This is a genomic window from Allobosea sp. P1_B10, from assembly GCF_056406735.1.
Genome location: NZ_JBFTZP010000005.1, coordinates 80,862 through 105,137, shown reverse-complemented (window position 1 = coordinate 105,137; position 24,276 = coordinate 80,862). Strand labels below are relative to the sequence as shown.

23 protein-coding genes are annotated in these 24,276 nt (G+C 65.9%); 10 read left to right on the top strand and 13 right to left on the bottom strand.

What is annotated here, in order from left to right; translation table 11 throughout:
- The first annotated feature begins 10 nt into the window (after positions 1-10).
- The gene (locus AC1D2L_RS13405) at positions 11-1,495 is read left to right on the top strand and encodes a L,D-transpeptidase family protein (protein WP_476846368.1); all 1,485 of its coding nucleotides are present in this window, start codon (positions 11-13) and stop codon (positions 1,493-1,495) included.
- Positions 1,496-1,730: 235 nt separating this feature from the next.
- Positions 1,731-2,648 carry a TorF family putative porin gene (locus tag AC1D2L_RS13400; RefSeq protein WP_476846367.1) on the top strand — a complete coding sequence of 306 codons (918 nt, stop codon included), beginning with the start codon at positions 1,731-1,733 and terminating at the stop codon, positions 2,646-2,648.
- 99 nt (positions 2,649-2,747) lie between these two features.
- On the opposite strand, the gene hemH is transcribed toward AC1D2L_RS13400, so the two are convergent.
- A complete protein-coding gene (gene hemH / locus AC1D2L_RS13395) occupies positions 2,748-3,815 on the bottom strand; it encodes a ferrochelatase (RefSeq protein ID WP_476846366.1) in 1,068 nt (355 codons plus the stop codon).
- A gap of 197 nt (positions 3,816-4,012) precedes the next feature.
- Between hemH and AC1D2L_RS13390 the strand changes: the two genes are divergently transcribed.
- The 3 genes from AC1D2L_RS13390 (at position 4,013) to ung (ending at position 7,019) form a co-directional block, all read left to right on the top strand.
- Complete coding sequence (locus AC1D2L_RS13390) at positions 4,013-4,723, top strand: hypothetical protein (RefSeq protein WP_476846365.1); 711 nt, start codon at positions 4,013-4,015, stop codon at positions 4,721-4,723.
- A gap of 80 nt (positions 4,724-4,803) precedes the next feature.
- Positions 4,804-6,324 (top strand): bifunctional metallophosphatase/5'-nucleotidase, encoded by a 1,521-nt coding sequence (locus AC1D2L_RS13385; protein WP_476846364.1) that lies wholly within the window; start codon positions 4,804-4,806, stop codon positions 6,322-6,324.
- Positions 6,321-7,019: a uracil-DNA glycosylase gene (gene ung, locus AC1D2L_RS13380; RefSeq protein WP_476846363.1), complete on the top strand. Its 699-nt coding sequence runs from the start codon at positions 6,321-6,323 to the stop codon at positions 7,017-7,019. Before AC1D2L_RS13385 ends, ung begins: the two co-directional genes overlap by 4 nt.
- A 176-nt stretch (positions 7,020-7,195) precedes the next feature.
- On the opposite strand, the gene AC1D2L_RS13375 is transcribed toward ung, so the two are convergent.
- From AC1D2L_RS13375 to AC1D2L_RS13340, 8 genes are all read right to left on the bottom strand, one after another.
- Positions 7,196-8,434, bottom strand: coding sequence for a phenylacetate--CoA ligase family protein (locus AC1D2L_RS13375; RefSeq protein WP_476846362.1), 1,239 nt, complete (start codon positions 8,432-8,434; stop codon positions 7,196-7,198).
- A gap of 151 nt (positions 8,435-8,585) precedes the next feature.
- Positions 8,586-9,431 carry an ABC transporter ATP-binding protein gene (locus AC1D2L_RS13370; RefSeq protein ID WP_476846361.1) on the bottom strand — a complete coding sequence of 282 codons (846 nt, stop codon included), beginning with the start codon at positions 9,429-9,431 and terminating at the stop codon, positions 8,586-8,588.
- 154 nt (positions 9,432-9,585) lie between these two features.
- Entirely contained in the window at positions 9,586-10,917 is a 1,332-nt protein-coding gene (locus AC1D2L_RS13365) for an ABC transporter substrate-binding protein (RefSeq protein WP_476846360.1), read from the bottom strand.
- 122 nt (positions 10,918-11,039) lie between these two features.
- Positions 11,040-12,119 carry a branched-chain amino acid ABC transporter permease gene (locus AC1D2L_RS13360; protein WP_476846359.1) on the bottom strand — a complete coding sequence of 360 codons (1,080 nt, stop codon included), beginning with the start codon at positions 12,117-12,119 and terminating at the stop codon, positions 11,040-11,042.
- Positions 12,120-12,131: 12 nt separating this feature from the next.
- Positions 12,132-13,046: a branched-chain amino acid ABC transporter permease gene (locus AC1D2L_RS13355; RefSeq protein WP_476846579.1), complete on the bottom strand. Its 915-nt coding sequence runs from the start codon at positions 13,044-13,046 to the stop codon at positions 12,132-12,134.
- Between the two features lie 295 nt (positions 13,047-13,341).
- Positions 13,342-14,157, bottom strand: coding sequence for an ABC transporter ATP-binding protein (locus tag AC1D2L_RS13350; RefSeq protein ID WP_476846358.1), 816 nt, complete (start codon positions 14,155-14,157; stop codon positions 13,342-13,344).
- Complete coding sequence (locus tag AC1D2L_RS13345) at positions 14,154-16,139, bottom strand: AMP-dependent synthetase/ligase (RefSeq protein ID WP_476846357.1); 1,986 nt, start codon at positions 16,137-16,139, stop codon at positions 14,154-14,156. The genes AC1D2L_RS13350 and AC1D2L_RS13345 overlap by 4 nt, the downstream gene beginning before the upstream one ends.
- Before the next feature lie 322 nt (positions 16,140-16,461).
- Positions 16,462-17,136, bottom strand: a complete 675-nt coding sequence (locus AC1D2L_RS13340) for a Crp/Fnr family transcriptional regulator (protein ID WP_476846356.1) — start codon at positions 17,134-17,136, stop codon at positions 16,462-16,464.
- Between the two features lie 428 nt (positions 17,137-17,564).
- Between AC1D2L_RS13340 and AC1D2L_RS13335 the strand changes: the two genes are divergently transcribed.
- Positions 17,565-17,699 (top strand): hypothetical protein, encoded by a 135-nt coding sequence (locus AC1D2L_RS13335; protein WP_476846355.1) that lies wholly within the window; start codon positions 17,565-17,567, stop codon positions 17,697-17,699.
- A gap of 90 nt (positions 17,700-17,789) precedes the next feature.
- On the opposite strand, the gene AC1D2L_RS13330 is transcribed toward AC1D2L_RS13335, so the two are convergent.
- The 4 genes from AC1D2L_RS13330 to hmuQ all read right to left on the bottom strand — a co-directional run bounded on the left by AC1D2L_RS13330 (position 17,790) and on the right by hmuQ (position 19,546).
- Positions 17,790-18,086, bottom strand: a complete 297-nt coding sequence (locus AC1D2L_RS13330) for a hypothetical protein (RefSeq protein WP_476846354.1) — start codon at positions 18,084-18,086, stop codon at positions 17,790-17,792.
- A 165-nt stretch (positions 18,087-18,251) separates the two neighbouring features.
- Positions 18,252-18,503 carry a hypothetical protein gene (locus AC1D2L_RS13325; protein WP_476846353.1) on the bottom strand — a complete coding sequence of 84 codons (252 nt, stop codon included), beginning with the start codon at positions 18,501-18,503 and terminating at the stop codon, positions 18,252-18,254.
- Positions 18,504-18,665: 162 nt separating this feature from the next.
- The gene (gene hutX, locus AC1D2L_RS13320) at positions 18,666-19,190 is read right to left on the bottom strand and encodes a heme utilization cystosolic carrier protein HutX (RefSeq protein WP_476846352.1); all 525 of its coding nucleotides are present in this window, start codon (positions 19,188-19,190) and stop codon (positions 18,666-18,668) included.
- A 14-nt stretch (positions 19,191-19,204) separates the two neighbouring features.
- Entirely contained in the window at positions 19,205-19,546 is a 342-nt protein-coding gene (gene hmuQ, locus AC1D2L_RS13315; RefSeq protein WP_476846351.1) for a heme-degrading protein HmuQ, read from the bottom strand.
- 309 nt (positions 19,547-19,855) lie between these two features.
- On the opposite strand from hmuQ, the gene AC1D2L_RS13310 reads away from it, so the two are divergent.
- The 4 genes from AC1D2L_RS13310 to AC1D2L_RS13295 all read left to right on the top strand — a co-directional run bounded on the left by AC1D2L_RS13310 (position 19,856) and on the right by AC1D2L_RS13295 (position 24,273).
- Positions 19,856-20,812 carry a heme/hemin ABC transporter substrate-binding protein gene (locus AC1D2L_RS13310; protein ID WP_476846350.1) on the top strand — a complete coding sequence of 319 codons (957 nt, stop codon included), beginning with the start codon at positions 19,856-19,858 and terminating at the stop codon, positions 20,810-20,812.
- A complete protein-coding gene (locus tag AC1D2L_RS13305; RefSeq protein WP_476846349.1) occupies positions 20,809-21,918 on the top strand; it encodes a FecCD family ABC transporter permease in 1,110 nt (369 codons plus the stop codon). The genes AC1D2L_RS13310 and AC1D2L_RS13305 overlap by 4 nt, the downstream gene beginning before the upstream one ends.
- Positions 21,911-22,744 carry a heme ABC transporter ATP-binding protein gene (locus AC1D2L_RS13300; protein ID WP_476846348.1) on the top strand — a complete coding sequence of 278 codons (834 nt, stop codon included), beginning with the start codon at positions 21,911-21,913 and terminating at the stop codon, positions 22,742-22,744. The genes AC1D2L_RS13305 and AC1D2L_RS13300 overlap by 8 nt, the downstream gene beginning before the upstream one ends.
- Before the next feature lie 188 nt (positions 22,745-22,932).
- Positions 22,933-24,273 carry an amidase gene (locus AC1D2L_RS13295; protein ID WP_476846347.1) on the top strand — a complete coding sequence of 447 codons (1,341 nt, stop codon included), beginning with the start codon at positions 22,933-22,935 and terminating at the stop codon, positions 24,271-24,273.
- Positions 24,274-24,276 lie beyond the last annotated feature (3 nt).

The window sequence follows — 24,276 nt, the reverse complement described above, 5'->3', positions numbered from 1 at the left end:
GATTGACGACGTGGCATTCAAGCAACTCGCGCTCGTGGCTTTTGTTGCATTGTCCCTGGGCGCCTGCGAGGACGACCGTTATCGCGGCTCCGCGCGCCACAACATTCCGATCCCGTCGGCGACCTACACGCTGATGGGCGAGAAGGGCATGAGCAAGGATCAGCCGATCCTGATTCGCTCCTACAAGAAGGAATCCGAGCTCGAGATCTGGAAGCGCAAGGGCAATGGCGAATACGCCCTGCTCAAGACCTTCCCGATGTGCCGCTGGTCGGGCCAGCTCGGGCCGAAGGTGCGCGAAGGCGACCGCATGGCGCCTGAGGGCTTCTACGCCATCACGCCGGGCCAGATGAACCCGAACTCGGCCTATTACGTCTCGTTCAACATGGGCTATCCCAATGCCTATGACCGCTCCTATGGCCGCACCGGCGCGCATCTGATGGTGCATGGCGCCTGCTCCTCGGCGGGCTGCTATTCGATGACGGACGATCAGATCGGGGAAATCTATGCGCTGGTCCGAGAGGCCCAGAACGCCGGCCAGAAAGCCGTGCAGATGCAGGCCCTGCCCTTCCGCATGACGCCGGCGAACCTCGCCAAGCACCGCATGGACCCCAACATCGCCTTCTGGAAGAACCTGAAGGAAGGCACCGACTACTTCGAGGTCACCAAGAGCGAGCCGCCGGTCGCGGTCGCGGGCGGGCGCTATGTCTTCAGCAGCGACAGCTCGACCTCCCAGGCCGTGCAGCAGAAGCGCCAGCAGGACGACGCACAGGTTGCTGCCCTGGTCGCCAAGGGCACGCCTGCGATCAAGCTGATCTATGACGATGGCGATTCGCACTCATCCTTCAAGCGCACGCTGATGGCGGCAGGCTCGGATTCGCTGAACAAGACCGCGACCTGGGCCTCGCGCGATGTCGGCGTCAGCCGCCCCGACGCGATCTCCAGCGGCCCGCGCGTCGTCGTCTTCGACGACAAGGGCAAGGCGAAGGCGACGGTCCGAGCCGATTCCGCCGACAACGATGCCGTTCTCGCAGCTGCGGCGTCCGCTACGACCGAGCCGGCCGCAGTTGAAGTCGCCAAGGTCGAGCCGGCCAAGGTTGAACCCACCAAGGCCGAGCCGGCAAAGGCCGAGCTGGTGAAGACCGAGCCCGGCAAGGCGCTGGCCACCAAGCCGGTCGGTGCCGCCGCCACGCAGGTCGCCAAGGTCCTGCCCGGCGCCGCCGCCACTGCTCCCATCGTCGCAAGCGCTGCTCCCGCGCCTGTGGCTGCGTCGGAGCCTGCTGCCGCCCCGTTCTACCAGCGTGCGCTCAGCTTCGTGCCGCTGCTCGGCGGCTCGACCTCAGCGCCGGCCGAGACGTCCACGCCGGTCGCGGCAGCGGTCCCCGATGCGCCGACCAATATCCGCGCGCCGCTCCCGCCCCGCCGCGCCAACGGGCTGCGCACCTCGCAGCTCGACCAGCCCGCCGCAGCCTATGCGAGCCAGCCCGCCATCCGCTGAGATTGCACGCATCGCGCGCCCCCCCGGCGCGTGATGAAAATGCAACGCGAGACGCGATTTGTTGCCTCTGCTTGTTTCGGATGCAACCCGACCGCGTAGATCGCCTGCTTTGCCCTGGGGTTAGGCAGGCTGCCAAAAACCTCATCTTGCTGAGCAAGATGATTCGATAGCTCCTTGGAGACGAAAGCGCGCCGCTTTTGCGTGAAACCTTTCGGACCCTGGACGGAGCTGGCGAATGGCCTTTGATTTCTTCCGTTACTCACTGGCCGGCGCGGCTTTGTCCGTTTCGGTTCTCTCCGGCGCGGCGCAGGCTTCGGACCTGCCCAGCCGCAAGGCTGCGCCGATTGCGCCGATCCCGCCCGCGATCACCTGGATCGACGTCGCGGTCAGCATCAAGGGGATGACCGACTATAATTTCCGCGGCATCTCGCAGACCGATCGCAAGCCCGCCATCCAGGGTGGCGCCGAAGTCCAGATCTACAACAACCTGTTCTACTTCGGCGTCTACGGCTCGAATGTCGATCTGGTCACTAGCCCCGATGCCGAGATCGACTTCTACGCCGGCATCCGGCCGAAATTCGGCGATGTGAGCTTCGATTTCGGCATCTGGCAGTATTATTATCCCGGTGAGAAGCGCTTCATCGACAGCGCCGGCGTGTTCTGGACCCCGCGCAACACCGACTTCACCGAAGTCTACGGCAAGGTCTCCTACACCTTCGCCGAGACACTGACGGTCGGCGCCAATGTCTTCTACGCCTGGGATTGGCTCGGCACCGGCGCGAGCGGCACCTATGCCTCGGTCACCGCTAAATACGCCTTGCCCTTCCTCGAGGGCCTCTCCGTTTCCGGCGAACTCGGACATTACTGGCTCGGCACCACCAATCTGGCGATCTGGTCGACCAACCCGCCGACAAACCTGCCCGACTACACCTACTGGAACGCCGGCCTGTCCTACACCTACAAGAACCTGACGGCCGACGTCCGCTATCACGACACCAGCCTGTCGAAGCGCGATTGCTTCCTGAACACCAGCGACCCGCGCGGGATCGTCAGCGGCAATGCCAGCTCGAAATGGTGCGGCCCGGCCGTCGTCGGCACGCTCTCCTTCGACATCACCGCCAGCAGCGTCGGCATCTTCGCCCCCGCCAAATAGGCCAAGTAGGCGCCGCGAGCAGCGGCAGGCCGCCTCCACGAAAAAGGGCCGCTCCCAGGAGCGGCCCTTTTGCTTATCTGCACGGTGTGAGCCGGCGGCTCAGATCCAGCCCATCAGTTCGCGCCTGACCACGGCCTCGATCGCGTCGATCCCCTCTGGCGTGTCGTTCAGACAGGGCAGGTAGGCGAATTTCTCGCCGCCATTATGGGTGAATATCTCGCGGTTCTCGCCGTCGAGTTCTTCCAGCGTCTCCAGGCAATCGGCCGAGAAGCCCGGCGCGACGATCGCCATCGACCTGGTGCCGCCCTGCGCCAGCGCCTTGACCGTCTCGTCGGTATAGGGCTGCAGCCACTCATCGGGACCGAAGCGCGATTGGAAGGTCAGGCGGAAGCGCTCCTCGGACAGTCCGAGCGCGGCGCGCAGCAGGCGCCAGGTCTTGTGGCACTGGCAGTAATAGGGATCGCCCTTGAGCAGGTATTCCTTCGGCATGCCGTGGAAGGAGCACAGGATCACCTCCGGCTCGAAGTCGAGCTTCGCCAGCGAGGCGCGCATCGAGCGGGCCAGCGCATCGATATAGGCGGGATCGTCGTGATAGGCCGGCGCGACGCGCACGGCCGGCTGCCAGCGCATCGTCATCAGCGCGCGGAAGGCGTGGTCGCAGGCGGTGGCCGAGGTCGGCGCGGCATATTGCGGATAGAGCGGCACCAGCAGGATGCGGTCGCAGCCCTGTTCCTGCAGCGCCTTGATCCGGCTCTTGGTATCGGGGAAGCCGTAGCGCATCGCCCAGTCGAAGACGACGCGGTCGCCCCATCCGGAGAGCCGCTGCGCCAGCTGCTCCGTCTGCGAGCGCGTGATCGTCTTGAGCGGCCCCTCATCGCGCTCATTGTTCCAGATCGTCGCGTAGTCCTTGCCCTTGCGACCCGGCCGCGTCGTCAGGATCACGAGGTTGAGCAGCGGCCACCAGAGCCAGCGCGACGTCTCGATGACGCGGCGATCAGAGAGGAATTCTCTGAGATAGGCGCGCATCGGCCAATAGCTCGTGCCTTCCGGCGTCCCGAGGTTCAGGAGCAACACCCCGACGCGCCCCTGGCGGATGGTCGGGTGGTCGGCGGGCAGCTTGGCCGCGCCTGAAAGTGTCGTCGGCAAGGTTTCGACTGTCATGGTCATGCTCGTCCTTTGCTTGTGATTTAGACGAGTTCCGGGTTTCGTCCAGTCGGGAGAGGCCAAATCCGGGCGAGGTGCGACACTGGCGAGCGCCGCCATGCACCTCGAATGCCCCGAGGCCACACGCTTGCGCAGCCCGCCGGACTGGCGGACGATCCGCTCCGCCGCGTCCAGCACGCCATCGTCCGAAAGGAACGGCCATGCCTCCGGTCAGCGCCAGGGCTCCCGCTCTCCAGGTCAAGAGCCGGGTCATTCACGCCAATGACGTCGTGGTCCCGATGACGCGCTATCCGATCAAGGTGCCCAAGGGCCTCGCCGCCGACGATCTGCGTATGCCGAAATTCGTCAAGCGCGAGGAGATGATGAAGCTGCGCAGCGGCCTCGACGGCAACAACCCCGGCCAGCTGGCCTCGGTCCGCGGGTTGGTCACGGCTGCCTTCTCGGTCACATTTCCCGACATCGAGCGCCAATGGCAGCGCGTCAACGCCGCCGGCAACCGCATTGCCTGGTCTTTCCGGGGCGGCGAGATCGTGCTGACCTCGACGATCTCGGTCCATGTCCTCGAGGAGGAACGGCCGGTAGCGAAGGACCGCCTGAGCCAGAAGAAGTTCGCGCTGATCTGGGAACACGAACTGCTTCATGTCCTCGACGACATCCAGATCATTCGCGACTGGCTGCCCGGAGAGCTGCCCAAGGACGACTGGGTCAAGAAATTCCTGATCGACGCGCAGGAGATGCCTGATACGACCTTCGACCACTATATCCGCAACGATAAGCTCACAATCTGGCTGCGCGACGGCCCATGGGCCAGCGAGCGCAACGCACGTCGGGAGCGCCGCGATTCCCCAGCCAATTACGCGGCGCTCAGCAACGAGATCAATACGATCCGCAGCCAGATGACCAACCGCTAGCCTCTCGTTGAGCGCTTGCCTGGGAACGCGCAAGGCGGCGATAATACGGCCTCCATCCTCCCTCGCCCGGGACCGTGCCCATGACCGACCTGACTCGCCGAAAAGCCCTCGGCGTTCTCGCCGCTCCGGCTGCCATGGCCGCGACCACGCCCGCCGGCATGGCGCAGACGCCACAGCCCGCCTTCACGCTCCTCCTGGTCAACGACATCTACAAGATGAGCGACGACAAGGGCCGGGGCGGCTTTGCCCGCGCAGCTGGCATCGCCAGAGCCGAGCGCGCCAAGGGTGTGCCGGTGCTGTTCTGCCATGCCGGCGATTGCTACTCGCCCTCGCTGATGTCGGGCTTCGACCAGGGCGCGCATATCGTGGCGATGCAGAACCTGATGGGGCTCGACGTCTTCGTGCCCGGCAATCACGAATTCGACTTCGGCAAGGAGAATTATCTCAAGCTGGTCGCGGCGCAGACCTACCCGACCTTCGCCGCAAATCTGCGCGACGCCGCCGGCAACACCCTGCCGGGTCACCGGGATTCGCAGATTTTTGAGCTCGGCGGCATCAAGGTCGGCGTCATCGGCACCGCCTTCGACCCGACGCCGCAGGTCTCCAACCCCGGAGACCTGAAGTTCTCCTCGACAATGGACGCGCTGCGCCGCGAGAGCGCGAGCCTGAAGCAGCAGGGCGCCGACATCATCGTCGGCGTGGTCCATGCCGACCGCCGGATGGACTACGAGATCGTGCGCTCGCGGCTCGTCGACGTCCTCCTGACCGGGCACGACCATGACCTCGCCATTGGCTATGACGGCAAGGTCGTGATGGTGGAGTCGAACGAGGAGGGCAATTACGTCACCGCGATCGACATCGCCGTCAGCATCCGCGGCGAGGGGGCCAGCCGGCAGGTCTCCTGGACGCCGACCTTCCGCGTCAACGATTCCCGCGCGGCGACGCCCGATCCGGCCATCGCCACCATCGTCAAGGGCTACGAGGCCGAGCTTTCCAAGGAACTCGACATCGAGATTGCGACGCTGGCGGCCCCGCTCGATTCCCGCACCGGCATCATCCGCACGCAGGAGACCGCGATCGGCAACCTCTTCGCCGATGCCATCCGCAGCGCGACCGGCGCAAAGCTCGCGATCACCAATGCCGGCGGCATCCGCGCCAACAAGCAGTATCCGGCTGGCCACAAGCTGACGCGGCGCGACGTGCTGAGCGAACTGCCCTTTGGCAATGCCACCGTCATGGTCGAGATCACCGGCCAGGATGTGAAGGATGCGATCGAGAACGGTCTCGCGCCGGCGCCGCAAGGCTCCGGGCGCTTCCCGGAGGTCTCGGGGTTGTCGTTCGAAGCCGACATCAAGCAGCCGCCGGGCCGGCGCGTCACCGCCATCACCGTCGATGGCAAGCCGATCGAACTTGCCGGCACATACACCGTGGCCTCCAACGACTTCATGCTGTCGGGCGGCGACGGCTACACCTCGCTCTCGCGCGGAAAGACCCTGATCGGCTTGACCGACGGCAAGCTGATGGCCAATGAGGTGATGGTCTATCTGCGCCGGCTGGGCACGATCGACGCAAAGGTCGAAGGGCGAGCCGTGCTGAAGTGACTGCTTATACCGAGGCCCTGGCGGCCTTCCTGGCCTCTCCCGCAGCACAGGGTTGGCGCCAGCTCGGCGTGTTCTCGAACGGCAGCGCCGCAGCCGCCGCCGCAGCCGTCGATCTCGACGCGAACTCGGGCGCCATCGTTGCGCCCAGCCCGGCGCGTTCGCTGGCAGCCCTGGCCCTGACCCCGCTCGACAACGTCCGCGTGGTCATCCTGGGCCAGGACCCCTACCCCACGCCCGGCCACGCCAACGGGCTGGCCTTCTCCTATGTCGGCCCGCCGCCGCTGCCGCGCTCGCTGGTGAACATCTATCGCGAGCGCAGCGACGATCTCGGCACGCCCGCACCACACGACGGGGACCTCTCGCACTGGGCCCGGCAGGGTGTGCTGCTGCTCAACACCGCCCTGACCGTGCGCGAAGGGGCGAGCAAGGCCGGCTCGCATCTGCGGCTCGGCTGGGGCGCGGTCACGGACGCCGTCATCGCCGCCGTCTCCGAGCGACGGCCGCATGTGGTGTTCATGCTCTGGGGCCTGCCGGCGCAGGCCAAGCGCCCGCTGATCGACGAAAGCCGCCATCTGGTGATCGCGAGCCCCCACCCCTCGCCGCTCTCGGCCAGGCGGGGTTTCTTCGGGTCAAAGCCGTTCAGCAGGGCGAATGCGTGGCTGGCGGAACAGGGCGAGCAGCCGGTCGACTGGTAAGCTGCCGTAGGCGCCGAACGCCGTCATTCCGGGGCTTAGCGCAGCGAAGAGCCCGGAACCCATGACCACGCGTTGCACGAGATGAACGCGGTTTCGGCGTCACGCTTGTTGATCTGCGGTGTCCATGGGTTCCGGGCTCGGGCCCTGCGGCCCGCCCCGGAATGACGCGCCGCCACCTACCCCACAGGCCGCTCGTCGGCGATGACCTTGCCATCGTTGGGCAGAGCGCCAAGCGGCAGGATCTCGACCGCGCCCTTGAGTTTTGTGATCTGCTGCAGGCTCAACGACATCGCGTCGACAAGTCCGGCCGGCTCGCCATAGATCTCGGCCTTCAGCGTCATCGTGTCGACCTCGTTGGCGCGCCCGACCACGAGCCTGAGCTTCGCGATCTCGGCATGACGCTTCGCGATCTCGGCGACCTGTTCGGGCCGGACGAACATGCCCTTGATCTTGGCGGTCTGGTCGGCCCGGCCCATCCAGCCTTTGATGCGCGAATTGGTGCGCCCGCAGGCGCTGACGCCCGGCAACAGCGCCGTGAGGTCGCCCACCGCCAGCCGGATCTGCGGATGGTGCGGATCGAGATTGGTGACCACGATCTCGCCGACCTCGCCCTCCGCGACCGGATCCCCCGTGCCCGGCCGCACGATCTCGACGATCAGGTTCTCGTTCAGCACCATCCCTTCGCGGGCGGAGGTCTCATAGGCGATCACGCCGACATCGGCTGTGGCATAGAGCTGGTAGGCGTCGATGCCGCGCTCGCGCACCCAGGCCTGCAGGGACGGCGGAAACGCAGCGCCGGAAACCACCGCGCGCTTGATGCAGGAGATGTCGACACCGCGCGCATCGGCCGCCTCGATCAGGATCTTCAGGAAGTCCGGCGTGCCGGCATAGGCGCTCGGCCGATAGGCGGAGATCACCTCCATCTGCTGCTCGGTATTGCCCGGCCCGGCCGGGATCACGGCGCAACCCAGCGAGCGCGCGCCGGAATCCATGATGAAGCCGCCCGGCGTCAGGTGGTAGCCGAAGGTGTTGAGCACGATGTCGCCTCGCCGGAAGCCGGCCGCGAACAGGCCGCGCGCTGCGCCCCAGGCATCGGCGATCGTGCCCTCGGGCTCGAAGATCGGCCCCGGCGAGGTGAAGAGCCGCCCGAAGGAGCCGGGCAGACTGGCGATGAACCCGCCGAAGGGCAGAGCAGCCTTCTGCAGCGCGGGCAACTCGGCCTTGCGCAGCACCGGCAGGCGCGCGAGCGCCGCGCGACTGGTGATCGCGGCGTGGTCGATGGCCCCCAGATGTGCGCCATAGCCCGGCGTCGACAAAGCCACCTCGAGCACGCCCGGCAGCCGCGCGAACAGGTCGGCCTCGCGCGCCTCGGCAGAGCGGGTCTCGAGGGGGTCGTGGTGCTCGTTGGATGACATCGCGATCACCTCTGACCTATCAATATATCGGTATCATTGGGGCAAGGCGCCCCACCGTCATTGCGAGCGCAGCGAAGCAATCCAGGAGACGTCGAGCGCAGGGCTGGATTGCTTCGCTGCGCTCGCAACGACGAAGCGAGACAAGTCCGCATCACGACAGCCAGCGCTTGCGGCGCTTGTAGCTCTTCACGTCGCGGAAGGATTTCTTGTTGCCCTCGGCGACGCCGAGGTAGAATTCCTTCACGTCCTCGTTCTCGCGCAGCATCGATGCCTCGCCGTCCATGACGACGCGCCCGGTCTCCATGATGTAGCCGTAGGTCGCATAGCGCAGCGCCATGTTGGTGTTCTGCTCGGCGACCAGGAACGACACCCCATCCTCGGCATTGAGCCGGCGTACGATCTCGAAGATCTCCTCGACGATCTGCGGCGCGAGCCCCATCGAGGGCTCATCCAGCAGGATCATTTTCGGCTTCGACATCATGGCGCGCCCGACCGCGCACATCTGCTGCTCGCCGCCGGAGGTGTAGCCCGCCTGCGAATTGCGGCGCTGCTTCAGGCGCGGGAACAGCTCGTAGATCTTCTCGAGGTCGCGCTTGATCGCGGCATTGCCGTCCCGGCGGGTGAAGGCACCGGTCAGCAGGTTCTCCTCGATCGAGAGGTGGCCGAAGCAGTGCCGCCCCTCCATCACCTGGATGCAGCCGCGCCGCACCAGTTCGTTGGGCGACATCCTGTCGACGCGCTCGCCCTCGAACACGATCGAACCCTTGGTGACCTCGCCGCGCTCGGCCTTGAGCAGGTTCGAGATCGCCTTCAGCGTCGTGGTCTTGCCGGCGCCGTTGGCGCCGAGGATCGCGACGATGCCTTTTCGCGGGACGGTCAGCGAGACCCCCTTCAGCACCAGCACGACGTGATCATAGATCACCTCGATATTGTTCAGCGACAGGATGGTGTCGCTGGTGGCGGCGGTGGCGGGCTGGTCGAGTGTGGCGATAGACATCCAAACCTCCAATCCTTCTCCCCTAGGGGAGAAGGTGGCTGCGAAGCAGACGGATGAGGGCTGCAAGGCGCCGTCCTCACCCGTCCTTCCCTCATCCGACCCGATTACGCCGGGCCACCTTCTCCCCCGGAGGGGAGAAGGGTCGAAAGCCTGGTCAGGACGACTTCTCGCAGGCTTCCGTCCGCTTGGGCCAGTTGCCGGCCTTCTCGACATAGTCCTTGGCGTTGGCCTCGATCAGCGGCCGCACCTCGTCCTTCAGCGGCTCGAGCCAGTCGCCCGGCTTGGTCCATTTGGTGCCGTCCCACTCGGCGACATACATCTTGCTGTGGCCGGAATGGTCGGTGCAGGAGATCGAGGTCGGCGTGGCAAAACCGTCCATGCCGATTTCCTTCAGGCGGGCCTCGGTGATGTTGAGGCTCTCCAGGCCGCGGCGCATGTCCTCGGCGTTGATCACCTTCTTGCCGGTGATCTTCTGCGCGTTGCGCATCGCCTCGACGACCAGCATCGAGTTGTAGACGCCGCGATTGTAGAGGTTTTCGCCGACCTTATCCTTCGGCGCCAGGCTCTTACCCTTCTCCACGACATGCTTGATGATGTCCTGGATCACGGGGAAGTTGGTGCCTGCCGCGTTCAGGTTGAGCGAGCGATAGCCCTTGGCCTCGGGGCCGCCGGCGCGCGCATCGTCATCGCCACCGGCCCACCAGACGCCGACCAGCTTGTTCATCGGGAAGTTGTTCTTCACCGCCTCCTTGACCGCGGTCGGGTTCATCGCGCCCCAGCCCTGGTTGTAGAGGTAGTCGGGACGGTCGCGGCGGATCGAGAGCCAGAGCGAACCCTGATTCTGCATGTCGGCTGCCGCCACCGGATAGAGCTTCAGCTCGAAGCCGTATTTCTTGGCGAGGTTCTCCAGAACCGGAATCGGCTCCTTGCCGAAGGGCGCGTCGAGATGGATCAGCCCGAGCTTCTTGCCCTTGAGCTTGTCCATGCCTCCGAGCTCATTGGCCATATGGCGCACCATCACCGAGGCGCCGTCCCAATAGGTGAAGGGCGGGATGAAGACCCAGGGGAAGTTGGTGCCGTCTGCCGAGGCCGAGAGGCCATACGCCATCGAGAGGATCGGGATCTTGTCGACATGGGCGCGCGGGATCGCGGCGAGCGTCGCGCCCGTCGACCAGGGCGAGTAGATGATCGGGTTCTTCGACTTGGCCTGCTCGTAGCACTCGATCGACTTCTTGGTGTCGTAGCCGGTCTCGCACTCCTCATAGACGATCTTGACGCCGTTCACGCCGCCGTCGCGCTCGTTGATCATCGAGATGTAGTCGCGCATGCCGTCACCGATCGGGATGCCGGAGCCCGAGAACGGGCCGGTGCGATAGGCGTTGTTGGGGAAATAGACGCTGTCCTGTGCGCTCGCCGGAGCAATGACGGCCCCCGCGGCGAACAGCGCTCCAAGAGCCGCGCCCTTCATCAAGCTGCTAGTCTTCATCTGTGTCCTCCGTTCGTTTCCTCCGGCCGGGCCCCTCGGCCCGCCCGGTCTGCCCATCGCCGGCGCTTCATCGTCGCCGGTCGTTCTTGTTGCCTCGGTCGTCTTCCTGGGCCCTCTCCGCTTCAGTAGGGGAACGGCCATGTCCGCAATTTCTGCTTTCCGATCTGCCAGAGCCGCGCCAGCCCGTGCGGCTCGACGATCAGGAAGGTGATGATCAGCGCGCCCACCAGCATGAAGGTGACGTGCTCGGCGGTGGCGCCCGACAGCGGCACGCCGATCGCCGGCAGGCCGAATTTCAGGATGGTCGGCAGGCTGGCGATGAAGGCCGCGCCGAAGAAGGAGCCGATCAGCGAGCCTAAGCCCCCGATGATGACCATGAACAGGATGTTGAAGGAGAGCCGGATGTTGAAGACGTCCGCAGCCTCGCCGCCGCCATACCAGAAGAAGATCATCATGGCGCCGGCGACGCCCGCATAGAAGGACGAGACCGCGAAGGCGAGCAGCTTGGCGTTGAGCAGCTTTATGCCCATCAGCTCGGCGGCGATGTCCATGTCGCGCACCGCCATCCAGCTGCGCCCGAGCTTGCCATGGACCAGGTTCGAGGCGAACCAGGTCAGCACCACGACGAGGCTGAGGCAGACGAAATAGCGGGTGGTGGGCGTTGCCGACGCGCCGGTGATCGGGATGTCGAACAGCAGGCGCTGCGGCACTTCGATCGCGCCCGAGGCATTGTAGTTGAACAGCCAGGGCACGCGCACGAAGGCCCATTGCAGGAAGAACTGCGCGGCAAGCGTCGCGACTGCCAGGTAAAACCCCTTGATCCGCAGCGAGGGCAGGCCGAACAGCACGCCGATCGCGGCCGAGAACAGGCCCGAGAGCAGCACCAGCACGATGATGTTCACGCCGGGAAAGAAGGTGGTGAGCTTGTAGGCGGCATAGGCGCCCACGCCCATGAAGGCGGCGGTGCCCAGCGAGATCAGCCCGGTATAGCCGGTCAGGATGTTGAGCCCGATCGCGGCGAGCGAGAAGACGAGGAACGGGATCATCACCGAGGAGGTGAAGAAGTCGTTGCCGATCAGCGGCACGCCGACGAAGGCAATGAGCAGGATGACGGCGATGCCGATCCTGTCCTGCCGCAGCGGGAACACCGCCATGTCGGCAGAGTAGGTCGATTTGAATTGGCCGGCTTCACGGTAGAACACGCTGTCAGCCCCTCAAATTCGCTCGATGATCTTGTCGCCGAACAGTCCCTGCGGCCGGAACAGCAGGAAGCCGAGCGCGATGAAATAGGCCAGCCAGCTCTCGATGCCGCCGCCGATCAGCGGGCCCCAGTAGAACTCGCCGAGCTTTTCGCCGATGCCGATGATCAGCCCGCCCACGATGGCGCCGGGAATCGAGGTGAAGCCGCCCAGGATCAGCACCGGGAGCGCCTTCAGCGCCACGATCTCGAGCGCGAAGGAGACGTCCGACCGCGCGCCCCACATGATGCCGGTGATCAGCGCCACGATGCCGGCGGTGAACCAGACGATGACCCAGATCTGGTTCAGCGAGATGCCGACCGAGAGCGCCGCCTTGTGGCTGTCGGCGACCGCGCGCAGCGCCCGGCCGATGCGGGTGTACTGGAAGAACACCGCCAGCAGCGCGATCATGATCGAGGCGATGACGGCAGCCGCGATGTCGATCTTCTGCAGCGAGACCAGGCCGCCCAGGATCTTCAGGTCGATGGCGCCGCTCGGCAGGTACAGTTGCTCGGTGATCATCCGCTTGGGATTGCCGCCGAACACGGCCTCGCCGAAGCCGATCAGGAAATAGGTGATGCCGAAGGTCGCCATGAACAGGATGATGTCGGGCTGGTTGACCAGCGGCCGCAACACGACGCGCTCGATCGTCACCGCCAGCACGAACATCACGCCCAGCGTCAGGATCACCGCCACGAAGGCCGGCACGCCCATCTCATGCAGGCCGACCAGCGTCAGTGCTGAGAACACCACCATGATGCCCTGCGCGAAGTTGAACACGCCCGACGCCTTGAAGATCAGGACGAAGCCGAGCGCGATCAGGGCATAGAGCACGCCGGAGACCAGCCCCTCCCAGACCGTCTGGGCGAGCAGGTCGGGCGCGGCGACCATCTGCTGGAACGGGTCGATGAAGATCTTGTAGAGCGTGCCTGAGCCATCGAGCTGCGCACCGACGATGGCCGCGACCACGATGGCGGCGAGGATCAGGCCGGCCTTGACCCAGCCATTGGCGAGCAGGTTAGGCGAAGGCCTGGCGGCGACGTCGCTCATGATCTTGCTCCCCGCTGCGACCAGCCGTCATTGCGAGCGCAGCGAAGCAATCCAGCAGGGCTCGCGCGACGGCTTCTGGATTGCTTCGGCGCTGCGCGCCTCGCATTGACGGGGAGGATGAATTGCGAAACAGCCATCAATGCGCCACTCCCAGATAGGCGTCGATCACCGCCTGGTTGGCCTTGACCTCCTCGGGGGTGCCGTCGGCGATCTTGCGGCCGTATTCGAGCACCACGACGCGGTCGGAGAGGTCCATCACCACGCCCATATCGTGCTCGATCAGCGCGATCGTGGTGCCGAACTGGTTGTTCACGTCGAGGATGAAGCGGCACATGTCCTCCTTCTCCTCGAGGTTCATGCCGGCCATCGGCTCGTCGAGCAGCAGGAGCTCGGGCTCCATCGCCAGCGCCCGGCCGAGCTCGACGCGCTTCTGCAGGCCATACGGCAATTTGCCGACCGGCAATTTACGGATGTGTTCGATCTGCAGGAAGTCGATGATGTCCTCGACCACGCGGCGATGCGCGATCTCCTCGGCCATCGCCGGGCCGTGCCGCAGCGCCTGCCAGAAGAAGCTGCGGTTCATCTTCAGCGTGCGCCCGGTCATGATGTTGTCGAGCGTCGACATGCCCTTGAACAGGGCGACGTTCTGGAAGGTGCGCGCGATGCCGGCCGCCGCCGCGCGATGCGGCTTCATCTTGTCGCGGCGCTGGCCCTTATAGGTGATGCGGCCTTCCTGCGGATGGTAGAAGCCGTTGATGCAGTTCAGCATCGAAGTTTTTCCGGCACCGTTGGGGCCGATGATAGCGCGCACCTCGCCCTTGCGGATGTCGAAGGAGACGTCCGAGATCGCCTTCACCCCGCCGAAGCGCAGCGAGATGTTCTCGACCGCGAGCAGCACCTCGCCCTTGCCCCGGACCGGTTCGCCGGTGACGTTCATGGCTGCCACGTTCATGCCGCCCTCGCCGGTGCTGGAGCCGTTGCCGGATAGATAGCGGCGTCGCGGACCTTGACGTTGGCCGAGATCACGCCCTTGCGGCCGTCCTCGAAGGTCACTTCCGTGGAGATGTCGGCGGCCTCCGAACCGTCATAGAGCGCGTTCACCAGCGGCGCGTAGCGCTCGGCGATGAAGCCGCGCCGGACTTTTTGGGTCCGTGTCAGTTCGCCGTCATCGGCATCGAGTTCCTTGTGCAGGATCAGGAAGCGCTTGATCTGCGCCCCGCCCATCAGCGGCTCGGCCGCTAGCGAGCGGTTCACCTCGTCGATATGCTTGGCGATCATGTCGTAGACCAGCGGGTGGCCGGCGAGCTCCTGGTAGGAGGCGTAGACGACATTGTTGCGCTCGGCCCAGTTGCCTACTGCGGTGAGGTCGATGTTGAGTGCGACGGTGGCGTAGTCCCGGCCCTGCCCGAAGGCCACGACCTCCTTGATGTTGGGATAGAATTTCAGCTTGTTCTCGATGTATTTGGGCGGGAACAGCTCCCCATTCGAGAGCTTGCCGACATCCTTTGCGCGGTCGATGATCTTGAGGTGCCCGCTCTCGTCGAAGAAGCCGGCATCGCCCGAACGGACATAGCCATCGGCCGTCATCGTCTCGGCTGTCTTCTCGGGGTCCTTGTAGTAGCCGCCGAAGATCGAGGGCGAGCGGTAGAGCACCTCGCCATTGTCATCGATCCGGATCTCGACCAGCGGCGCCGGCTTGCCGACCGTGTCGGCCTTGATCTCGCCATTGGGCTGCATGGTGATGTAGACGCCCGCTTCCGTCTGCCCGTAGAGCTGCTTCAGGTTCACCCCGATCGAGCGATAGAACTTGAAGAGTTCGGGGCCGATCGCCTCGCCGGCGGTGTAGCCGACCTTGATGTTGGTCAGGCCGAAGCGATTGCGCAGCGGCGCATAGATCACGATGTCGCCGAGCGTGTAGAGCAGCCGCGCCGACAGCGGCACGCTCTCGCCATTGAGGATCTTCTCGCCCCATTGCTTGGCGACGCCGAGGAAATAGTGGAACGCCTTGCGCATCAGCGGGCCGGCATCCTCCATCCGCACCATGGTGATGGTCAGCATGGTCTCGAAGACGCGCGGCGGCGCAAAGGCATAGGTGGTGCCGACCTCGCGCCGGTCGTCGACGACGGTCTCGGGCCCTTCCGGGCAATTCACGCAGAAGCCGGCCACGATGGCCTGCGCGTAGGAGAACACGTGGTCGCCGACCCAGGCGATCGGCAGATAGGCGATGACCTCGTCGCTCTCGTTGAGCCCGTCGAACTGGCAGCCGATCTCGGCGGCGGTGATGACGTTGAAATGGCTCAGCATCACGCCCTTCGGCCGCCCGGTGGTGCCCGAGGTGTAGAGGATGATGCCGAGATCGGTGCCCGCGCCCTGCTCCATCTCGCGCTCATGCGCGGCGGCAGCCTCCGGGCTCGCCTTCAGCGCGGCCCGCCCGCTTGCGATGACCTTGTCGATGTCGTGCAGCTTGCCGTGATCGTAGTCGCGCAGGCCTCGCGGCTCGTCGTACAGCATCTGCCTTAGTTGCGGCAGGCGCTCGCCGATCGAGAGCACCTTGTCGACCTGTTCCTGGTCCTGCACCACGGCGAAGACCGCCTCGGCATGGTCCAGCACGTAGGCCATCTCGTCAGCGACGCTGTCGGCATAGACTGGTACCGGGACCGCGCCGAGCCATTGCGCAGCAGCCATCGACCAGTAGAGCCGCGGCCGGTTGTAGCCGATGATCGCGATCTTCTCGCCGCGCTTCAGCCCGAGTTCCTGGAGCCCCTTGGCGAAGCTGCGGACCTCGTCCGCCACCTGCTCCCAGTTCCAGGACTGCCAGATTCCGAGGTCCTTGTGCCGGAACGCGATGCGCTGGCTGCGCTCCCGCGCATTGCGCAGCAGCAACTTCGGAAAGGTATCCGCAGGGCCGGCGCTTGCGCTTGCCACGATAGCCATCTCCACCCTTTACGGTCGCCATTCATGGCAGCGACCTTCGTTCGGGCCACTTCGGACCCTTGTTCTTCATGCAAGCCTCGCAGTGGCCCATCGTCATTGCAAGGGGGGACTTGACAGACGGAACAGTATTTGGTCGCTATGGTCTTGCAGAGGTCTATCAGGCAACCAAGTGCACGCGATCGTGAGAGCGCGTTGCGTTGTTTTCCCTGCGTCATCCCCGTCATTGCGAGTGAAGCGAAGCAATCCAGGCTGGCGTAAAGCGCTACGAAGCTGGATTGCTTCGCTTCGCTCGCAATGACGGATACCGAAATACCAGCGCTCGTCACGGCTCGTAGCGCGACAGCTTCTCGACATCGAGCACGGTGACGCTGCCATGGCCGACTTCCAGCAGGCCGAGATCGGCGAGCTTCGCCAGCCCCTGATTGGCGACCTGCCGCGAGATGCCGGCGAGCAGCCCGAGCTCCTCCTGCGAGATCGCCAGCGTCCGGTCCTGGCCCGGATAGAGCGTCGGGTTGAACAGCCAGGCGAGATTGCGCGCCAGCCGCCCGGTCGAGTCGAGCGTGCGTTCGGTCTCCGCCAGCGCGATGAACTGTGCCAGCCGCTCGTTGAACTGATGCACGAGGAAGCGGTTGAAGGCGGCGCTGTGCTCGAACAGCCAGAGGAAGGTCGAGCGCCGCATCAATGCGAGCCGCGTCTCGCGCAGCGCCACGAGTTCATAGCGGCGCGGCTCGGCCTTGATCACCGTGCCCTCGCCGAACCAGGCGCCGCCGCGCATGCCGGCAAGCGTCGCCGATTTTCCGGTCTTGGTGGTGGTCGACATCTTGACCAGCCCATCGGCGACACCGGTCCAGGACTCCAGCCGGTCGCCGACATGGCAGATATTGCTGCCCTTTCCATAGAGCTTCAGCGTGATGCCGCGTCGCGCCTCCTCGAATTCCGGCTCCGTCAGGTCATGCGACCAGGTCGCGATGCGGCGCAACTCTTCGGCTGAAATCAAGGCGGGTTCACCGGGCTGATGCAGGCTGCGAGATCTGGCGTGCCGCGCAGTATGGGCGCGGCAGCGCGAAACTCAAGGCGCGACGGCGACAGCAGGCCTCGCCCCGCAAGCGGCGCAGGCGGACTAGACTGATATTTCTCAGGCAGCGGCAGGACCATCTTAACGTTATGGCGAGACCATCCTGCCCCGTAAGGCATTTCGAAGTATTTTCAGGGCGATAACCGGGTCAGGGAGTTCCGGTCCAACAGCCGGGGCTCCTCAATCGACGCCGATATCCCTTTGATCTCCTTGCGGAGTGCTGACCGAAGCAGCGGCAGAGCCTATGCTGAGAGCGGCCCTCCATTGGAATCTCGGACCCGCCCGCAGATGTCGGCATCGCCGCGGTCGCGCCGGGAATCGTCGTCATCGCGCAAAGCTGAGGGACTGACATGGACCTGCTCGTACGCCTCTTCCTCCGTCTCGGCGTCCTCCTCGAACTGCCGGTCCAGCCAGCGCAGTCGCTGCGGCCGATTCCGGTCCCGGTGCGCAACCGCCCGGCGATCGGTCCACGCGCCCCGCATTGACCTGATCTACTGGCCAGCCGTGCTGCGCATCCCGGACGTGGAAAGAGCCGGCACGGCCGGCTCTTTCTGGCGTGGTCGGCTCAAGGCCGCTCAGTCGAAGCTGCAGACCCGGCGGTGACCGATGACCTCACCGAAACGATTGACGCGCTCGACCAGATCGCACCGGCGCACGGGCTCGTCATAGCCATAGGCGGGTTCGGCGTAGGCCGCGCGGGAGGAGGCTGCGAGCAGGCCGCCGACTGCGAGCGCTCCAACGATGCCGAGGCCGATGCCATGGCCGCGATGGAAGCGGGGGCGGGCTTCGGCGCCGCCGGCGCTGGCGAGGATGGCGGTGGAAAGGGTGAGGGCGGCGAGCGCTGCGGTCGCGGTCTTCTTGAAAGTCGTCATCGTCTTGGCTCCCATGATCCGTTTCGGGGCGAACCATTCGCCCGTCCATAATCATTGGTCGCAGCGGGCGCCCGGGAGGTTCAAAGGCGATCGCATATTTTTTGCGAGGCTGTTTCTGCCGCTGTCATCTGCTGCCGCCACGCCGCGGAGGCCGGTGAGGCCGGCCTAGTATTTGCGGATCACCGGAGGTTGCGGCAACCCCGGCACACGCGCCCCGCCCTCATACCCTCCAAAGGAGTGGCCGAAGTCGACGGGCCAGTCATAGGCCGGCGCGAAAATGTAGCAGTTCAGCCGTATCCGCTCCGCATCGGTCGGCGCCTCGGAGCAGGCGGCCCAATGCGAGCGCTTCCAGTAGGCACTGGCGCCGTACGGCCAGCACGCGCAGGCCAGGAGCAGGATGACGGCAAACGTTTTCAAAGCCGGCGGCCTCGGAGCCGGTCGAGGCCGGCAGGGTTTCGTTTCGCCCAAAGGCACATGAAAACCCTACCAAGGACTGAATATGCATCGGGGGCCGGTCGCGACCGGCCCCCGAGCTGGATTGGTTGGCTTCCCTATCGCTTCGTCGCGACCGGCCCGGGCTCAGACGAAGCGGGTCTTGAGCGCTTCGAACGACGCGACCTGCTCCGGGAGCAGCGCACGGCTGGCGTCGCGGCGCACGAAGACCTTGAACATGGCCTCGCCCGCGCCGTTGAAGAACTGCACGGAGCAGGAGCGCCGGCCATGAAACTGCCTGTCGACCAGATAGATCGCCGCGCAGTTACCCGCCTTGATGTGGCCTCCGATGGGGCTGTCGCCATGGATGTTGTAGTAGCCATGGCCGAAGGAACCGACCGGCAGCGAGCCCTCGCATTCGAGCACGATGTCGGGTGTATGCACGATGAAGAGCACCGTGCCCCAGGTGGCGAGCTGCTGCCAGAGCGCCTCGAAATGCTCGGCCGCGATCCCGACGCGCTGGTCCTCCGGCGCCTCCTTGAGTACGGCGAGCGTCGACACGCCGACCTCGCGGGCGACGGCCTCGATCACGCCATCGGGCTTCTCGGCCAGCATCTGCCTGACACGAGCCATCTTGTCGGCGTCAGGCGCCGCCATTTCCAGAACCGACATGGGTCCCTCTCCGCTCACTCGGCCGCCTGAAGGCGCGGATTGCTCTCGCTCAGAACGGTCTCGAAACCCTCGAACTCGGGGTGGCCGAGATAGAGCGGCGTCTCGCGCGGCTGGCCGGCCCGGCGATGCGACTCGCGGAACTGGTCGGACTTGGTCCAGGCCGTGAATTCTTCCTTGGAAGCCCAGGTGGTGTGGGAGGAGTAGAGCGTGTGGTCCTCCTTCTCCGGCCCCTTGAGCAGGTGGAAGGCAAGGAACCCCGGCATCTCGTCGAGGCGGGTCTTGCGCGACGACCACACCGTCTCGAAGTCGGCTTCCGCTCCCTTGACGACCTTGAAGCGGTTCATGGCGATGAACATCGATGTTATCCTTGTGTGACTTGAATACGGCCTGGCTGATTTCGGTATTCCGGGGCCCGAGCATTGCCGCCTGGGCCTGCTGAAGCCGCCTGCCTTCCAGCTCCGGCACCTCAACGTGGATCCCGACCTATCGCTCTTGACCCTATGTAGTAAAGCTGAATATCAACAGCGGCAACAGCGCTACTCTTGCTGAATTAGAATAATTAAAAAGAAGAATTACTTATACCGGAACGAAAGATGCTTGCGATGGAAGGCCACGACGCTGGTGCCACCGCTCCGCATCGCCTGATGCCCGACGGAGAACCGATAATGCACTGCCACCCAGCCGCCCTGCCCGGCCGCAAGCACCGGCTCGACCGGCGCGAGATCTGCGCCGCGCTCGTGCTGACGCTGCTGGCTGCCGGCGGGCTCGCCGGCCCCGACAGGCTGATCGGCCGCGCTGTCGCACAGACCCCGGAGCGGATCGTCGCTGCCGGTGGCGTCATTACCGAGGTCCTCTACTTGCTGGGCCTGCAGGACCGGCTCGTCGGCATCGATTCCACCAGCCAGTTCCCCGCCCAAGCGCTAAAGGACAAGCCCAATATCGGCTATGTCCGCGCGCTTTCGGCCGAGGGCATCCTGTCGCTGAAGCCCTCGATGGTCCTGGCGATCGACGGCGCCGGCCCCCCCGACGCAATCTCGCTGGTCAGCGAGGCCGGGGTGCGCCTCGTGCGCGTCTCTGACGATACCAGCCCGGAAGGCGTCGTCGCCAAGATCGAGCAGATCGGCGCGATAGCCGAAGCTGCCGAGCCCGCGCGCCGGCTGGCGGCACAGACCAAGGCCGGCTTCGACGAGGTCGCGACGCTGCGCGCCGCCCTGCCGGCGAAGCGTCGGGTCCTGTTCGTGCTCTCGCTCCAGAACGGCCGCGCTCTGGTCGGCGGCCGCAACAGCACGGGCGACGGCATCATCAAGCTCGCCGGCGGGATCAATGCCGCCGACATGATCGAAGGCTACAAGCCGATGAGCGACGAAGCCGTGATCGCGGCTGCGCCCGACGTCATCCTGATGATGAACAACGGGACCAACCACAACACCACGACCGAAGAGCTTTTCGCGATGCCTGCCTTCTCGCAGACGCCAGCTGCGGCGCGCCGTGGCCATATCCTGATGGACGGGCTCTATCTGCTCGGCTTTGGCCCGCGTACGCCTGCCGCCGCGCGCGACCTGATGGCGGCGCTCTATCCTGAAACCACGATACCTCCGCTCAAGACGGCAGCGCTTCAGTGACACTGGCCGCCCGCCCCGCAGAGCTTGCCGCGGTGTCGGCGCTCGCGAATTTTGCCGCAAATCGACGCCGGCAGGCGCTGACGGCCGTGATCGGCCTGAGCCTGCTCTGCCTCGTGCTCGGCATCCTCGCCATCGGCCAGGGCGCTGTCTCGATCGCGCCCGGCCGCGTCGCCGAGATCCTGATGGCGCGCCTCTTCGGCCAGGACGAACTGCTGACCGGGCGCGATGCGCTGGTCGTCCTCAACATCCGGCTGCCGCGCGTCCTGCTCGGCATGCTGGTGGGTGCAGCGCTTGCTGTCTCCGGTGCGCTGATGCAGGGGCTGTTCCGCAATCCTCTTGCCGATCCCGGCCTCGTCGGCGTCTCGGCCGGCGCCGGGCTTGCCGCGGCCACGACCATCGTGCTCGGTGACCGTCTGCTGGCCGGAACCGGCATGCGGCTGCCCTTCGCCATGCTGCCCGTCGGCGCCTTCTGCGGCGGGTTGATCTCGACGCTCGCGCTCTACCTGATCGCGACCCGACAAGGCCGCACCTCGGTTGCCACGATGCTGCTGGCCGGCGTCGCGCTCGGAGCGCTTGCGGGGGCCATGACCGGGCTGCTCGCCTACCTCTCAGACGACAGGCAATTGCGCGATTTGACCTTCTGGTCGCTCGGCAGCCTCGGCGGCGCGAGCTGGTCGAAGCTCATGGTCGTCGCCCCGATCATCCTGCCGCTGCTGTTTGCCGTACCGCTGCTCGCGCGCGGCCTCAATGCGCTGATGCTGGGCGAGGCGGAGGCCTACCATCTCGGCCTGCCGGTCCAGCGCATCAAGGGGCTCGCCATCCTGCTCGTCGCGCTCGCGGTCGGCGCTGGTGTCGCGACGGCCGGCGTGATCGGCTTCGTCGGCATCGTCGTGCCGCATCTGATCCGCCTCGTGATCGGGCCCGACCACCGCCTGTTGCTGCCCCTCTCGGCGATCGGCGGCGCAACCCTGCTGGTCGGCGCCGATATCGTGGCGCGCATGGTTGTTATCCCTTCCGAATTGCCGATCGGCATTGTCACGGCGGCGATCGGCGCGCCCTTCTTCCTGTGGCTGCTGCTGCGCCGTGCCGGTCACCTCGATGGCTGAGATTGTGAACCGCTCGTTCCTGGTCGGCGAGGGCCTGACCTTTTCAGTCGGTAGCAGAAAGCTCGTCGACGACGCCTCCCTGTCGATGCAGCCGGGACGGACCATCGTGCTGATCGGCCCCAACGGCGCCGGCAAATCGACGCTGCTCAAGCTGATGACCGGCGAACTGAAGCCCAGCCGGGGCGCAATCTCGCTCGACGACGAGCCCGTGGCCTCCATGCCCGGCTGGCGTCTCGCCTGCCGACGCGCCGTGATGGCGCAGCACACCAGGCTCGCCTTCCCGTTCTCGGTCTACGAGGTCGCGCGGCTCGGCGTCGATGGCATCGGCCGCGCCATGACCCGGCAGAAGCGCGAGACGATCGTCGCCTCCTGCCTGATGGCCGCCGGCGTGCTCGATCTTGCCGGGCGCAGCTACCAGACACTCTCGGGCGGCGAGCAGCAGCGTGTGCAGTTCGCGCGCGTTCTCTGCCAGCTCGAGGCCGGACGCAGCCTGGACCAGCCGCAGGCGCTGTTCCTCGACGAGCCGATCGCCAGCCTCGACCTCTGCCACCAGCTCGCCCTGCTCGACAAGGCGCGCGCCCTCGCCGCCGAGGGCCTCGCGGTGCTGATCGTCCTGCACGACCTCAACCTCGCCGTGACCTATGCCGACGAGCTCGTGGTGATGGACCAGGGACGCATCATCGCGAAGGGGCCACCTGCCGCCACGCTCGACGAGGCGCTGCTTCGCCAGGTCTTCCGGGTCGATCTCTCGCTCAGCCGCGCCCCCTCGCCGGGCCTGCCCTTCCTGCTGCCACAACAACGCCGCGACGGCAGCGCAGCGGCGTAACGCCCGCCAGCGCCCTTCCGTCATTGCGAGGAGCGCAGCGACGAAGCAATCCAGACGTCGTAGAGCTACCCCCTGGATTGCTTCGCTGCGCTCGCAAAGACGGCAAGCGTAAAGTGCCATCGCCCATGGATTTTGCTGCGGCCCCCGGCTACAGCCGATTCTTACGATGACGCCCCGGAGGAGAGATCATGCGTACCGTCCAGAGCAGCGCCCAAGCCATGGCCAACGGCACGCTGACCGCACGAAGCCTCGTGGAAGAATGCCTGGAGAAGATCGCCGATCCCGCCGGGGAAGGCGCCCGCGCCTTCATCTCGGTCTCCGCCGAGGCGGCTCGCACATCCGCCGACGCGCATGACGCCCTGCGCCGTGCCGGCCGGGCCGCCAGCCCCTATGCCGGCATCCCCTTCGGCGTGAAGGACCTCTACGACGTCGCCGGAGAAACCAGCATGGCCGGCTCGCGCGCGCTGGCGGGCAGCGCACCTACGACGCGCCACGCGCCGACGATCGCGCGCATGCTCGCGGCCGGCTTCATCCCCGTGGGCCGCACCAACATGACCGAGTTCGCCTATTCCGGCATTGGCGCGAACCCGCATTACGGCACGCCGCTGAGCCCCTGGGACCGGGCCGGCCGCCGCATTCCCGGCGGCAGCTCCTCGGGCTCTGGCGTCGCGGTCGCCGACGGCATGGCGGTCGTTGCGCTCGGCAGCGACACCGGCGGCTCGTGCCGCATCCCGGCGGCCTTCTGCGGCATCGTCGGCTACAAGCCCACGGCAAGCCGCGTGCCGCTCGACGGCGTGATCCCGCTCTCCTCCAGCCTCGATTCGCTAGGCCCGCTCGGCGCCAGCGTCGCCTGCTGCGCCATCGTCGACGCGGTCCTGGCCGGGGAGACGCCCACCTTCCCCGTGCCGCGCCCCGTCAAGGGCCTGCGCCTGGCGATCCCGACGCAGATCGTCCGCGACGGCATGGACGCCACCGTCTCGGCCGCCTTCGACCGCGCAATCAGCCAGTTGAGCCGGCTTGGCGCCGTCATCGAGGAGGTCGATTTCAGCCCGCTATCCGAAATCGGCAAGGCCACGGCCAAGGGCCACCTCACCGCTCCCGAAGCATTTGCCTGGCACCGCGACCTGCTCGCCGAAAAGGGCGATCTCTACGATCCCCGTGTCGGCAGCCGCATCGCCACCGGAGCCAAGATACTCGCAGCCGACTATGTCGACCTGCTCCAGACACGGCAGCGCATCGTCGCGGCGATGGACGCGCAGACCCGGGCCTATGACGCGGTGCTGATGCCGACCTGCCCGATCATCGCGCCGCGCCTCGACGAACTCGCGGAGGACGCCGAGTATTTCCGGCTGAATGGCCTGGTCCTGCGCAATCCGAGCCTCGGCAATTTCCTCGATCGCTGCGCGCTCAGCCTGCCCTGCCATGCAGCCGGCGAGGCGCCGGTCGGGCTGACGCTGATGGGCGAGACCGGCGGCGACCACGCTTTGTTTGCGATCGCGGCAGGTATCGAGGCGGCGTTGCGGCGCTAGCCT